This is a genomic window from Prochlorococcus marinus CUG1433 (genome assembly GCA_017644425.1).
GTDB lineage: Bacteria > Cyanobacteriota > Cyanobacteriia > PCC-6307 > Cyanobiaceae > Prochlorococcus_A > Prochlorococcus_A marinus_U.
On record JAEPLN010000001.1, the window covers coordinates 685,719 to 699,991 of the forward strand.

The window sequence follows — 14,273 nt, forward strand, 5'->3', positions numbered from 1 at the left end:
AAGTATGTCTCGAAGATGAGACGTGTAAATAAAAACGGAAAATAAATTCCGCTTCGAAGATTTTAGACCAAAATCGCTAAAAATGTGTAAATATTTTTTCTTTAAGTAAACTTATTTTTTGCAATACATAAGAAAAGAACCTCAATGTCTTAATATTTTCTTTGTTATTGAGGATTTAACTTGGTAATAATCGAATGGCTTCTTAACGGAAAAAGATCGAAAGAGGTAGTTTCTTTAAAAGAGGCTAAGCATAGAAGACTGCAATTAGAGGCTTTTGGAGCTGTTATTTATTGGAGCGAAAGAATTTAAATTTTTAAGATTTAAAAGTTAGCAAAAAAATAAAAGTATTAAATATTAAATAAACTTATCTATTAAATAAACAATCCTTATTTAAGAATACTAATTTATTGTTCTGTTTTCTTAATTTAAAGACTTTCAAACTCATAAATCCATTGATTATTAGAAAAAATGACTTCTTTCTTTGTATAGCTCATCGCAATTTTTTTTTCTTTATAGGCAACTTCGCCAATAAAAACAGGCCAAATTAATTGGTCCCGTTCATATTTGTGGATTATTCCTTGGCTATCCAGAAATAATGGATCTCCTTTTTTAATCATTTTCCAATCTTGGTTTATTCTCTCAGGATGAATTAGGCCATCAATATCTCCCTTTTCATCCCTTGGATAATCTATACTCCCTTGATGAACGTGAACCACTAATTCCTTTGGAAGTTTTATAAGGTTGTTTTTTAATTTATCTATCTCTTCCCTTAGGAACCTAATTATTAGAGAGAATCTATTTATAATATTTTGATCATAAAAATTTTGTGCTACAGGTCCTATTTCAATAACTAAACCACATGGCCAAGCCTCTACAAGAAAGCCTGTTTGGGCTTTATCTTTTTCGTGCAAATAAATAGGCAATCCAAATTTGTTCTGCAGTAATGCAGCTAAACAAAAATCTTTGGGTCTCCTCCCATACATAACAATGCTAGTTCCCATATTTGCAGTAGTAGTGTGCAAATCGATTGCAATTTGACAGGGTTTAGACCCGTCAATTCCAAATTCATCTACTAAAAAATTGGCTCTATTAGTTTCATAAAAGCTATTCTTGTGTTGATCAAAATTCTCACTTTCTTTAAAAGATCTATTTAAATCTACATCTATATATCTGCAACCTTTTTCATAGGCAGCAGGATTACCTATGATGTACTCATACTCAATACCATTATTTAAACTATTTTCCTTTTTATTAAATTGCTTAACAGCCCAAACAGGATTTATTTCATTCCCATGAGTGCCTGAAACAATAAGTATTCTTTGAATAGTCATTTTTTCTTTATAAATAAAATTTTATGCAAAATAAATACCTTATAAAGGCCTCCAGAAAATTCTGGTTTTGGTTTTGGACCCAATTAATGAATGGCTTCGCGCCATCAGATTTACATGGTAATTATAAAAGGCCTAAAGGTATAACTACTAATAGTGAATACGATATTAATAATGAAAATGGACAAATTTATTTATTAGCAGGTCATTCTTGTCCATGGTGTCAAAGAACTTTACTCGTACACGAACTAAAAGATTTATCTAAAAAAGTAAAAGTAATTTTTTTAAAGGCAGATGTTGAGCATGGCGAATGGATTTTCAATACAAAGATTAAGGGATGTATGAGACTTTCAGACCTTTACAAAAAAGCTAATAAAAAGACTTTTTTTAGAGCGACATTACCTCTTTTAATAAGCTTTGTAAAAGATGAAGTAAATATTCTATCTAATGAAAGTTCACAGATTATGAGACTACTCAATTCAATAAAAAGTGAATCGAAATATCAGTCATTAAGTATTAAAGATGGTAATCAAAAATTTTTAGATTTAATTAATAACAGCATTAATGATGGCGTATATAAATGTGGTTTCGCAAGAAACCAGTCAGCTTACGATAAAGCAAGTAAAAATCTTTTCGCAGCTGTAAATGAAATTGAAAATTTACTACAGAAAAATAGAGGGGACTGGATATTTGGAAAAGAGTTAACCTACGCAGATATTTACCTTTTTCCAACGCTCATAAGATGGGAATTGATATATAGCAAACTATTCAAATGTACTGAACAAGAACTATCAAGTTTTGAAAAGATTATTGAATGGAGATTAAAATTCTTTAAATTATCTAATGTAAAAAGGACATGCTTCGACAATGAATGGAAAAAAGATTACTACAAAGCTTTATTCCCTTTAAACCCAAACCAACTAATCCCAGTTTTACCATCGCTAGAGGAAATAATGAGATTAGAGTCCGAAAAAATATAAAAATCAATTTCCCCAAAAAAAATAATGATGTTGTAATGAACACTTATTTAGTTCATAGATAATGCAATTTCATTAGAAATTAACTATGTTATGTATGTCTACTAAAGTACGAAAAGCTTAAAATGAAATCCATTGACGACCACATCCAAAAAGATCAATCGGAAATCGAATCTGCAAAAGCAGAGGGCAATCTTCCAAAGGTCAGACATTTAACTGAAGAGCTAAAAGAACTCGAAGAATATAAGGAACATCACCCAGAAGATAAACATGACCCTAATGCTTTGGAATTATTTTGCGACGCCAACCCAGATGAACCAGAATGTCTCGTTTATGATGATTGAGTTTTTTTTTAAAGCATAAAGTATAAAAAAGGGCTTTTATAGCCCTTTTTTTATTTATTAAATTGTTATTAGTAATCTCTATTAAAGTCAGATGGACTACCCGTTAAAGAACATACAACAGACTCCTCATTTTTCATTTCTTTGACCTCCACAATTGGTCTTCCCATTTTCTTCAGAACCTCAATATCTTGAATGGTTTGACATCTGGCTATTATTTTTCCTTGTTCATCAAAACAGCTGTAGAAATTCATATTGTGTTTAAAGAAGTATCTTATTTATGGCTAATTTTCACTACTAAATCAAGTATATTTATCAACAAAAATTTTTTAAATTTAAGTTAGATCCTTTTCCATACTTCAGAAAGCAGTGGAGATAAACCTTTTTTTAAAGATGAAGAAATAACTAAAACTTTCTTTTTAGATAAATCTTCTAACTTTTTTATGATTATTTTCAAATAATCATCATCTACAAGTTCCATTTTATTTAATACTATTAACCTTTCCTTATCTAAGAGACCTTTCCCATATTTTTTTAATTCCTTCTCAATTATCTCAAAATCTTGAATAGGATTTTCTGCAATTGAATCTATTAAGTGTATAAGTATCTTCGTTCTTTGGATATGCCTCAAAAAATCATGCCCTAAACCTACTCCATCAGCAGCCCCTGATATTAATCCAGGAATATCCGCAAAAAGACAACCGTTCCCATCTATTTTTCTCACTACACCTAGGTTAGGTATTAAGGTTGTGAAAGGATAGTTTGCGATTTTTGGACGAGCAGATGATAAAACAGAAATTAAAGTACTTTTCCCTGCATTTGGCAGGCCTATAATCCCTACTTCTGCAAGGAGTTTAAGTTCTAATTGAACCTCCCATATCTCACCATCTTTACCTTCAGTAAATGATTCTGGGGCTCTATTTTGATTACTTAAATAATAAGCATTACCATGTCCACCTCTTCCTCCAATGGCGATAGTTAAACTCTCTTTATCTTTAGTTAAGTCTCCTAAAATAATGCCGGTTTTAATATCCCTTATTTCTGTACCGCAGGGAACTTTAAGGATTGTATCCTCGCCTGAAGCACCTGACCTTTTATTAGGACCTCCTTTGCATCCATCTTCAGCGATTATTTCGCGTTTGAATTTGAAATCTAATAATGTTTGCAGATTATTATCTGCCATCAAAATTATTGAACCCCCTCTGCCCCCATTTCCCCCCGAAGGTCCTCCAGCAGGAACAAATTTTTCTCTCCTAAATGAAACTATTCCATTTCCACCTTTTCCAGCTTTTAGGATAATGCTTGCTTGATCAATAAATTGCACTTAATACACTTATTAAATTGTTTTCTAGGTATTTTAAAATTTTATTTTATCCACGCAATACTGCAACCAGGTCCACCCTCGTTATTGGCAGCATCTTCAATCTTATCAACATAATTTAAACCTGATAACCAATTTCTTAGTCCTTTTTTTAATTTCCCTGTTCCAATTCCATGAACAATCCATAGCGGTCCATGAAATTTTCTAATTTTTTCCTCAATAATTATTTCGGCTTCATGAACTCTTAGACCTCTTACGTCAATTGTATTTTTACTCGTTCTAATTTTAGAAAAAGAAAAATCTTCTCTTGTAGAGTTGATCTCAATCTTTGACATTTTGAAATTAGGCTTTTCTCCATTAATACCTTCAAAGTCATTTACAGATAATGTGCTTCTGAATGCACCGCATTTAACTTCGTAAAAACCACCTTTTTTATCTAAATCTACAATTTGTCCCGTACTATTTAGACTTTTAATTTTTACAAAATCGCCTACTTGAGGATTCCATGATATTGACTTTTCAAATTTTTTTTGGGTTAAATGTTCCATCTCAATTTCCTTTAATCTTTTTCCAATAATTCTCGTATCCTCTCCATTAACATTTTTATCTCTTAATTTTTTAATTAAATCTATTACCTCTTTTTTAGCGGATACAATATGTTTTGATAATTTAGACCTCTCAATTTCTTGGATTTTTTCAGCATTTATTTTTTGATATTCATAATTTCTCTTCAGTTCATCATGTAATATTTCAGTCCTTGCAATCAGTTCTGCAGCCTCTTCTGCAGAATTTTGTTGCTTAATCCTCTCTTCTTCAAGTCCTTTAATAATACTGTTAATATTATCAACCTCTTTTGGCTTTAGATAACTAGCCGCTTCATTAAGTATGCTTTCATCGAGACCAATTCTCTTTGAAATTGACAAAGCATTACTTCTCCCAGGAATACCCCAGTTGAGTATATACTTTGGCTTCAAAGAATCCTCATCAAAGGCGACTGATACGTTTTCAAATCTTGAGTCATTATATTTAAGAGCCTTAATATCTCCATAATGTGTAGTTGCTAAAGTGATATCAGATTTATTTGCAAACTCTTTTAATAAAGCCATCGCAAGAGCACTTCCTTCAAGAGGATCTGTACCAGATCCAATCTCATCTAACAAAACAACAGATAATCCTTTTTTATTATCAAGTGAATCCAATATCTCTTTTATGCGGGATATATGCCCACTGAAGGTAGATAAATTTTCTTCTAATGATTGATTATCTCCTATATCCACATATATATTTGGACAAAAAGGGATAATAGGGTTATTAATTGAGGGTATCAATAATCCTGCTCTAGCCATAAGTAAAGACAACCCCAAACCTTTTAAAGCTGCCGTTTTACCTCCAGTATTTGGACCTGTAATAGCTACAACCTTAATATTTCTATTTATGTGAAAATCGACAGCCACTGGAGGAGGAGCTCCTTTTTTCTTGTGTTCCCAAATCAATAACGGATGAGAAAAACCAATTAAAGAAATAATAGGATTTTTATCAAAGGTAGGAGGTTTCCCTCCTATCCATTTCGAATATCTTGAACGAGTTAGAGCATTTTCTAATCTCAATAAAATGGATGCCATTTCAATAAGACTTTCTGAATTATCACTAACAACTTGGGACCATTTCTTTAGTAATTTAAATTCTTCTGCTGTGATCCTAGCCTCTAAAGAAGCAATCTTATTTCCTTTAATAACTACACTTTCAGGCTCAAAATATACTGTATTTCCTGAGGATGAAGAGTCATGAATTATGCCTTTAAATTTATCTAGATAATTAACTTTGACTGCTAAAACAGGCCTACCATATCGATCTCCAATAGTAGTATCTTGCAAATAAGCTAAATTCTTTTGAATAAATTTCTCAACTAATATTTTTCTTTCAAGTTTCTTAGATAATAATTCTTTTCTAAGAATAGATAGTTGATTACTTGCATTGTCTGAAATCCTTCCATTAGATTCAATGCCACTTTTAAAAATAATTTCGATATTCTTATGGTCAATTAAATTTTTTGTAAATGATGAAATATAAGGCCTTTCTTCAAAATCTAATAAAATTTTTTTTAAATTTCTTGCTGCAGCAATTGTTTTCGCTATCTCTAACAATTCAGAAGATCCAATTACACCTCCCTTGGAACAAATTTCAATATTTCTACTAATATCAAAAACACCAGAAAAACTAATTGATTTATCTAAATTATTTTCTAGCTCATTTATTTCAACAGTTTCATTCAAAAGTCTTTTAGAGGCTTCGTATTCTGAAGGAATACCAAAACTTAAAATTGCTCGTTTACCCATTTCCGTTGAGGCGAACGAAGATAAATGCGTTTTTAATGAATCCCATTCTAAAAGGTTTATAGATTCTTCTTCTAACGTGTTATCTGAATATGATTTTTTTGAATAACTTTTCTCTGGCATACAAAAAAAAAGAATCAAACATTCGATTGAATCCCTTCAGGAGGAACATAAAGCATCTCGAGCCAGTTTCCTTCAGTATCTTTCATATAAAAAGATGCTGTTCCATCTCTATGTTCATGTAAAGGACCAACTTTTACACCAGAATTTTTTAAATCATTTTGAATATTTTCCACTTCTTTTTTATTTTCAAAATGAAAAGCAAAGTGAGGTCCCGCAGATTTATAGCTAGGGCCTAACAACGCAAGTCCATCTTTCCCTTTACCAGCTTCTAAATAAGACCAATCTTTATCGTCCCAAACTAAATTCATACCGAGCTTTATATAAAAAGATTTCGCCCTTTCGAGATTCTCTACTCTAAGTGCAATGTGACCAATCCTATTTACTCCTTGTGAAAACTTCAAAACAAAGCAGTTGATTTATTACTTATCTAAGAATAAACCAAATTTTTGTTAATAATGAGTTTTTAAGTATCCTGCAACCATTGAGATGCATCACAAGCATGATAAGTGAGTATTAATTTTGCTCCTGCTCTTTTAAAACTAAGCAATGTTTCTAATACAATATCTTTTTCGTTAATCCAGTTCTTCATAGCAGCAGACTTGACCATAGAATATTCCCCACTAACGTTGTATGCAGCTATTGGTTTATTTGAAAAAGTGCTTAATCTATAAACAATATCCAAGTATGAAATTCCTGGTTTTACCATCAAAATATCAGCTCCTTCATACTGATCCAATGCAGATTCAATTAAAGCCTCTTTTGAATTGGCAGGGTCCATTTGATATGTAGACTTATTATCTGGAATTATTTTCTTACTATTTTCTCTAGGAGCAGAATCTAAAGCAGTTCTAAATGGTCCATAATAAGCAGATGAATATTTTGCTGTGTAACTAATAATACCTACATCACTAAATCCTTGACTATCAAGAACAGTTCTGATTGCTCCAACTCGCCCATCCATCATGTCACTAGGGCCAATAAAATCTGCTCCAGCTCTTGCTTGTGTTAAAGCTTGTTTTTTTAAAATTTCGATTGTTTCGTCGTTCAATATTTTTCCAGTTTCATCAACTAATCCATCATGACCATCACAAGAGTATGGGTCCAAAGCAACATCTGTCATTATTGCCATTTCTGGAATCTCTTTTTTTAATATTCGAATAGCTTTAGGTATTAAGCCGTCATCATTAAAACATTCTGCTCCATCTTCAGTCTTTAAGCTATCGTTAATTTTTGGGAAAAGAACCACACATCTTATTCCCAATTCCCATGCCCTAGTAACCTCCTTTATTAAGCCATTAATATCCCATCTATAAATTCCAGGCATTGCTGAAATTTCCTCTTTAAAATCTTTTTCATGAATAAATAATGGATATATAAAGTCCGATGCTTTTAGATGATTTTCTCGAACCATTTCTCTAATTGCCTCTGTTCTTCTTAATCTTCTAGGACGAATAATCGAATTCATTTGAATATTATTTAAATTGAAAAATATTTATCTAATACATTAATCGCTTGCCTCGCACATAAATCAATCAGAGACTACTTTTGTTCAGGAAAATTAACTAAAATTGATTTTATTACAGAGAAAAAAAGTTACAAAAATATTTTGCACAAACTTCATTTTTCACAAATTTACGTCATTAAGAGATAATATCTTCTAGTTAAGCTTTATTTTAAGGAGAACATCTTTGAAAATAATTAATGGATTTCATCTGAAAAATGTGAGGGGCGATATTCTTGGAGGTATAACAGCCGCAGTAGTGGCTTTACCTCTCGCTCTTGCTTTTGGTAATGCTGCTTTAGGACCTGGTGGAGCAATTTATGGACTATATGGAGCAGTAGTAGTTGGCTTTTTAGCAGCATTATTCGGCGGAACACCTGCTCAGGTTAGTGGACCTACCGGTCCCATGAGTGTAACTGTTGCTGGTGTAGTAGCAGGCTTAGCAGCAGTAGGGGTTCCAAGAGATCTTTCTGCAGGACAAATTTTACCCTTAGTTATGGCAGCGGTAGTCATTGGCGGCTTACTGCAAATATTATTCGGGATTCTAAAACTAGGTAAATATATTACTTTAGTTCCATATTCTGTTGTTTCAGGATTTATGTCTGGTATTGGAGTAATAATCATTGCGCTTCAGATTGGACCATTACTTGGAATTAGTACTAGAGGTGGAGTAGTCGAATCTTTAACTACTGTATTTTCAAATTTTCAGCCCAACGGTGCTGCTATTGGAGTAGCAATAATGACACTAGGTATAGTATTTCTTACTCCTAGAAAAATAAGTCAGTGGGTTCCTTCTCCTCTCTTAGCACTATTGATAGTTACCCCAATATCAATATTAATTTTTGGAGATGGAGCTATTGATAGAATTGGTGAAATCCCAAGGGGAGTTCCATCTTTAAATTTCCCAAGTTTTAATCAATATTTCCCAATTATCTTCAAGGCAGGACTAGTCCTAGCAGTACTTGGCGCTATTGACTCCTTACTGACATCTCTAGTAGCAGACAATATCTCACAAACAAAACATAATTCTGATAGAGAACTTATTGGTCAAGGAATAGGAAATGCTGTTGCAGGTCTTTTTTCAGGTTTACCTGGGGCAGGAGCAACCATGAGAACAGTTATAAATGTTAAATCTGGAGGATCAACCCCCATCTCTGGCATGGTTCACTCAGTCGTATTGTTGATAGTTTTAGTTGGTGCGGGACCTTTAGCTGAGCAAATACCAACTGCATTGCTAGCAGGAATTCTTATAAAAGTAGGCCTGGATATTATTGATTGGGGATTCTTGAGGAGAGCTCACAAATTATCTTTAAAAACATCAGTAGTAATGTACGGCGTACTTTTAATGACTGTTTTTTGGGATTTAATTTGGGCAGTTTTAGTAGGTGTATTCATAGCAAATATGCTCACTATTGATTCAATAACTGAAACTCAACTAGAAGGTATGGATGAGGATAATCCTTTATCAGAAGATGATCAAGCAAAAAATGCATTACCTGCTGATGAAAAAGCACTTCTGGATAGATGCTCAGGAGAAGTAATGTTATTTAGACTAAAAGGACCACTTAGTTTTGGAGCAGCTAAAGGTATATCTGAGAGAATGATGCTTGTAAGAAACTACAAGGTTTTAATATTAGACATCACTGATGTACCAAGACTAGGAGTCACGGCTACTCTCGCGATAGAGGATATGATGCAAGAAGCAAAAAATAATTCCAGGAAAGCATTTGTTGCTGGTGCGAATGAAAAAGTTAAAGATAGATTAGCTAAGTTTGGAGTTGAAGGCATTATTGAAACAAGAAAAGAAGCTTTAGAAACTGCTCTAAATGAAATAGCCCTGTAATTTATGGAAATAAATCCAATTCTGCAAAATGTACTAGCCCCACCAGTTCTTTTCTTTTTGATTGGAGCAATATCAGTACTCTTTAAATCTGATTTGGAAATACCAGCTCCATTACCAAAACTCTTTTCGTTATATCTGCTCTTAGCAATTGGGTTTAAAGGAGGTATAGAGATACAGAAAAGTGGATTTACTGATCAAGTATTGCCTACTCTAAGCGCTGCAATACTTATGTCACTAGTAATCCCGCTTATTGGATTTTTAATTTTAAGATTTAAGTTTGATGTCTTTAATTCAGCCGCCATAGCAGCAGCATACGGTTCAATTAGTGCTGTTACATTTATTTCCGCAGAAAGTTTTTTGGAGAGTCAAAAAATAGCTTTTGATGGGTTTATGGTTGGTGCCTTAGCTTTAATGGAATCTCCTGCAATAATTGTTGGATTATTACTTGTGAAATTTGCAGCCCCCAAAAATAGACCAAAATCAAGAAAAATGCATTTAAGCTCAATTTTACACGAATCGCTTTTGAATGGCTCAGTTTATTTATTGCTCTCAAGCTTGATTGTAGGATTTCTCACTGCTTCCAGTAATCCCTCAGGAATTGAAAAAATGGAGCCTTTTACTGGACAATTGTTCTATGGGGCAGAATGCTTCTTCTTGTTAGATATGGGAATAGTTGCTGCTCAAAGATTGCCGAGACTGAAAAATGCGGGTTCGTTCTTGATTGGATTTGCAATTTTCATGCCTTTATTTAATGCATTTATAGGTGTTTTCGTTGCAAGATTCTTAGCTTTAGGACCTGGCAATGCACTTTTATTTGTGGTTTTATGTGCTAGTGCCTCGTATCTAGCAGTCCCTGCTGCTATGCGGATGACAGTCCCAGAAGCAAAATCTAGTTATTATATTTCAACAACACTAGGGCTAACTTTCCCATTCAATATCGTTCTTGGTATTCCAATATACATGAGTTTAGTAAATACTATTATCCCTCTTTCTCCTCTATAAAAATGAAAAGATTAGACTTAATATTTAGTGAACGAGAACTAGATGCAATCATTAAAACATTAGAAAAAGCTAATGTTCCTGGATATACAGTTATGAAACATGCAACGGGTAGAGGTCCTGAAAGAGTTGTTACTGAAGATATGGAATTTACAGGATTTGGATCGAATGTTCATGTAATTGTTTTTTGTGAACAAGAATTAATAGATAAAATGAGAGACAATATTAGGGATGATTTAAGCTATTACGGAGGTGTCGCTTATATTTCTGAAGCAACTCCACTATAAAATTAAGATAAATAATATTTTGTTTTAAGAGTGAATCCAATCAACTCTTATATTTTTTCTACTATTTAGATATCTATCAATTGACATTGCTGCAATGCATCCATCAGAAGCTGCTACGACGGCTTGCTTAAATGGTGTATTTCTTATATCTCCAATAGCCCATACTCCATCAGAGTTTGTAGACATAAAGTCATCGACAATAACTCCTCCGTCTTCTTTTAGAGCAATTTGATCCCCTAAGAAATCAGTAATTGGCTTTGAACCACTCATATAAACAAAGACTCCATCTAAATTTAAATTAATAGGATTTTCTTCTTGCTTATTTTTTACAACAACCCCATTAACACCCATATCATCACCCAATATTTCCAACAATCTTGTTCTACTCCAATGTTTTATATTTGAATTATCCATCAATTCCATAGCTTCTTCATTATCTGATTTAGGATCACTTGATGTAATCCAATGAACAGTTGATGCGAATTTAGTTAGAACAGTTGCCTCTTCAATTGCCTCCTTGTTCACTCCAACAACGGCGACTTCTCTATTTTTATAAAAAGCCCCATCACACGTAGCACAATAACTTACTCCTTTGCCAAGAAAATCCGCTTCACCCTTAAATGATGCAGGCCTACCCATAGCACCACTTGCAAGTACAAGTGCTTTAGCTTTGAAAGTGCCTTCGGGTGTATAAACTATTTTCCATTCTCCACTAGCGTCTATTCCAAAAACTTGTGCTCTTCTATAGTCTGTGCCGTATTGCACAGCCTGTTCTCTCATTAAAGTGAGTAATTTATCCCCACTTATATCAACTGGAACTCCTGGATAATTAGCTATTTGATGAGTTATTGCTAAGGCTCCAACAGATGGATTTTTATCTAGAATTACCGTTTTTAAGTTTGAACGAGATGTATAAAGTGCGCAGGTACATCCGGCCGGGCCTCCTCCGATAATAACTACATCTGACTCAATAATTTCCAATTTAATAAAACTCCTTTTTAGTAGTTAATTAGATGAGTTTTTGGTTAGAAGATATCTTTAATGTAAATACCTAACCTTCATATAGATATAAGTTAAAAGAAAAAAAAGAAAAAAGCATAATATAGAAACAAACTTACATAGGAAAAATATAAAAAATTAATTATCAGAATGATTAGTTACCTGAAATGTTCGCTATTGATCTATTATTAGATCAGATCGAAAAATCAATTGCTGTAGAAACATTATATTTTTCATGACCAACTCTGATTACATTTTAAAAGCTGCAATTAAGAAAGTAACCGAAAAATTAAACGAGATATTGGTTGAAAAAATTGAGGAAGCAGCAAATATTGCTCAGGACGTACCAGAAATTTTCAAAAAAGAATTTGATAGTTTAAAAGAATCCATAGTAGAAGAAGCCTCAAAAATGGAGAAAGCCGAGAACATTCAAGCGAATGAGTCCACAAATACTTATCAAGATTCCAAAATAAAAAAAGCTTTGAATGAAATTGAAAGTATTAATGAGCAAATTGATCTCTTTAATAAAACCATAAATAATCAAATTAAATGAGTTACCAAATTCTTCATTATCGTTTAAAAAAATTGAAGAGGGCCTTGCTTATTTGGAAAACTCTGATTCTGCTTTTAATAAATTTGTGGCTAGATAATATTAGATTTACAATTTTCCAAACTAAAAGTGATACAAAAAGTAGGGTCCAAATTAGAAGAGCGAGATGGTTTACTAATCAATTAATAAAGCTTGGTTCAGCATTTATTAAAATTGGACAATTATTGTCCGCGAGACCTGATTTAATTCCTAATACCTGGATAAAGGAATTGTCTAAATTGCAGGATCAAGTTCCTAATTTTTCATATACCCAAGTTGAAGAAACTATCAGAGAAGAGCTAGGATCTAAGTTTAAAGAAATAGATCAAATATTATGCGATCCTGTTGGATCAGCATCACTGGCTCAGGTTCATAGAGCAACTTTAAAAGATGGTAAGAAAGTAGTATTTAAAGTTCAAAGACCGAATCTAAAAGAATTATTTATTATCGATTTAAGCATAATGCAACAGATAGCAGGATTGTTGCAGAAAAATAAGAATTGGAGTCGAGGTAGAAACTGGGTTGAAATTGCTAAAGAGTGTAAGAAAGTTCTAATGAAGGAGCTTGATTTTAATTGCGAAGCACAATATGCAGCAAGATTTAGACAGCAATTTCTTGATGATGAAAATGTTGAAGTTCCTGAAGTAATTTGGGATATGAGCAGTGAAAAAGTACTTTGTTTAAGTTATCTAGAAGGAACAAAAATAAGTGATCTAGAAAAATTACAATCCCAAGAAATTGATTTACCTAAAATTGCAGAAATAGGTGCCATTAGCTATTTAAAACAATTAGTAAATTACGGTTTTTTTCATGCAGACCCTCATCCAGGAAATCTAGCAGTTTCAAATAAGAGTAAATTAATTTTTTATGATTTTGGAATGATGGGCAATATCTCAAATAACCTTCAAACAAGATTAGGGGCAATGGTTAAGGCTGCTGCTTTAAGAGACGCCTCATCACTCGTAAATCAATTACAACAAGCTGGATTAATTTCAAAAGATATTGATGTAGGACCTGTGAGAAGATTAGTCAGATTAATGCTTAAAGAAGCCTTAACTCCACCATTTAGTCCAAATATTATTGAAAAATTATCTGGAGATTTATACGAACTTGTTTATGAAACACCATTTCAACTACCAGTAGATTTAATCTTTGTGATGAGAGCTTTATCAACTTTTGAAGGAGTTGGTAGAATGCTTGACCCAGGGTTTAACCTTGTATCAGTTACCAAGCCTTACTTAATAGAACTTATGACTTCAAATAATCAAACTCCTAACGATTTAATAAACCAATTTGGAAGGCAAGTAGGTGAACTAGGATCGAAAGCTGTTGGAATTCCCAAAAGAATAGATGAAAGTTTAGAAAGATTAGAGCAGGGCGATCTACAATTGCAAATAAGAATGGGAGAGTCTGATAGGCAATTTAAAAAAATGTTTACTGCTCAAAAAACGTTAGGACACTCTATTCTTATTGGAAGCTTATCAATTGCATCAGCTTTACTAGTAACAAATAAACAAAATAATTTTGCATTATTGCCACTTTTTTTTGCACTACCAATAAGTATTGATTGGATAAAATGCCAGTTAAGTATGAGAAAAGGCTCACGCTTAGAAAAACTTAAGCGCTAGAAAG

Annotated in this window: 14 protein-coding genes; 7 read left to right on the top strand and 7 right to left on the bottom strand. The window is 32.8% G+C overall.

The genetic code is table 11. The annotated features are described in order from the left end of the window. Window positions 1–425: 425 nt before the first annotated feature. Window positions 426–1,331, bottom strand: coding sequence for an aspartoacylase (locus JJ842_04070; GenBank protein MBO6971085.1), 906 nt, complete (start codon window positions 1,329–1,331; stop codon window positions 426–428). A 23-nt stretch (window positions 1,332–1,354) separates the two neighbouring features. Between JJ842_04070 and JJ842_04075 the strand changes: the two genes are divergently transcribed. Then, complete coding sequence (locus JJ842_04075) at window positions 1,355–2,308, top strand: glutathione S-transferase C-terminal domain-containing protein (GenBank protein MBO6971086.1); 954 nt, start codon at window positions 1,355–1,357, stop codon at window positions 2,306–2,308. A 122-nt stretch (window positions 2,309–2,430) separates the two neighbouring features. Beyond that, window positions 2,431–2,649: a hypothetical protein gene (locus JJ842_04080; protein MBO6971087.1), complete on the top strand. Its 219-nt coding sequence runs from the start codon at window positions 2,431–2,433 to the stop codon at window positions 2,647–2,649. 68 nt (window positions 2,650–2,717) lie between these two features. On the opposite strand, the gene JJ842_04085 is transcribed toward JJ842_04080, so the two are convergent. The 5 genes from JJ842_04085 to hemB all read right to left on the bottom strand — a co-directional run bounded on the left by JJ842_04085 (window position 2,718) and on the right by hemB (window position 7,888). Beyond that, a complete protein-coding gene (locus JJ842_04085; protein ID MBO6971088.1) occupies window positions 2,718–2,900 on the bottom strand; it encodes a hypothetical protein in 183 nt (60 codons plus the stop codon). Between the two features lie 86 nt (window positions 2,901–2,986). After that, the gene (gene obgE, locus JJ842_04090) at window positions 2,987–3,970 is read right to left on the bottom strand and encodes a GTPase ObgE (protein MBO6971089.1); all 984 of its coding nucleotides are present in this window, start codon (window positions 3,968–3,970) and stop codon (window positions 2,987–2,989) included. Window positions 3,971–4,011: 41 nt separating this feature from the next. Beyond that, window positions 4,012–6,423 carry an endonuclease MutS2 gene (locus tag JJ842_04095; GenBank protein MBO6971090.1) on the bottom strand — a complete coding sequence of 804 codons (2,412 nt, stop codon included), beginning with the start codon at window positions 6,421–6,423 and terminating at the stop codon, window positions 4,012–4,014. A 14-nt stretch (window positions 6,424–6,437) separates the two neighbouring features. After that, a complete protein-coding gene (locus JJ842_04100; protein MBO6971091.1) occupies window positions 6,438–6,824 on the bottom strand; it encodes a VOC family protein in 387 nt (128 codons plus the stop codon). A 62-nt stretch (window positions 6,825–6,886) separates the two neighbouring features. Continuing rightward, window positions 6,887–7,888 (bottom strand): porphobilinogen synthase, encoded by a 1,002-nt coding sequence (gene hemB / locus JJ842_04105; GenBank protein ID MBO6971092.1) that lies wholly within the window; start codon window positions 7,886–7,888, stop codon window positions 6,887–6,889. 223 nt (window positions 7,889–8,111) lie between these two features. Here hemB and JJ842_04110 point away from each other — a divergent pair, with 223 nt between their 5' ends. From JJ842_04110 to JJ842_04120, 3 genes are read left to right on the top strand one after another with little or no spacing between them, the layout of a single operon-like run. After that, window positions 8,112–9,767 (top strand): SulP family inorganic anion transporter, encoded by a 1,656-nt coding sequence (locus JJ842_04110; GenBank protein ID MBO6971093.1) that lies wholly within the window; start codon window positions 8,112–8,114, stop codon window positions 9,765–9,767. A 3-nt stretch (window positions 9,768–9,770) separates the two neighbouring features. Further along, window positions 9,771–10,769, top strand: a complete 999-nt coding sequence (locus tag JJ842_04115) for a sodium-dependent bicarbonate transport family permease (GenBank protein ID MBO6971094.1) — start codon at window positions 9,771–9,773, stop codon at window positions 10,767–10,769. Window positions 10,770–10,771: 2 nt separating this feature from the next. Continuing rightward, window positions 10,772–11,053 carry a transcriptional regulator gene (locus JJ842_04120; protein ID MBO6971095.1) on the top strand — a complete coding sequence of 94 codons (282 nt, stop codon included), beginning with the start codon at window positions 10,772–10,774 and terminating at the stop codon, window positions 11,051–11,053. Window positions 11,054–11,077: 24 nt separating this feature from the next. On the opposite strand, the gene JJ842_04125 is transcribed toward JJ842_04120, so the two are convergent. Further along, complete coding sequence (locus JJ842_04125; GenBank protein MBO6971096.1) at window positions 11,078–12,034, bottom strand: FAD-dependent oxidoreductase; 957 nt, start codon at window positions 12,032–12,034, stop codon at window positions 11,078–11,080. Window positions 12,035–12,287: 253 nt separating this feature from the next. Between JJ842_04125 and JJ842_04130 the strand changes: the two genes are divergently transcribed. Next, a complete protein-coding gene (locus tag JJ842_04130) occupies window positions 12,288–12,605 on the top strand; it encodes a hypothetical protein (GenBank protein MBO6971097.1) in 318 nt (105 codons plus the stop codon). After that, window positions 12,602–14,269, top strand: a complete 1,668-nt coding sequence (locus JJ842_04135; protein ID MBO6971098.1) for an AarF/ABC1/UbiB kinase family protein — start codon at window positions 12,602–12,604, stop codon at window positions 14,267–14,269. Before JJ842_04130 ends, JJ842_04135 begins: the two co-directional genes overlap by 4 nt. Window positions 14,270–14,273: the final 4 nt, after the last annotated feature.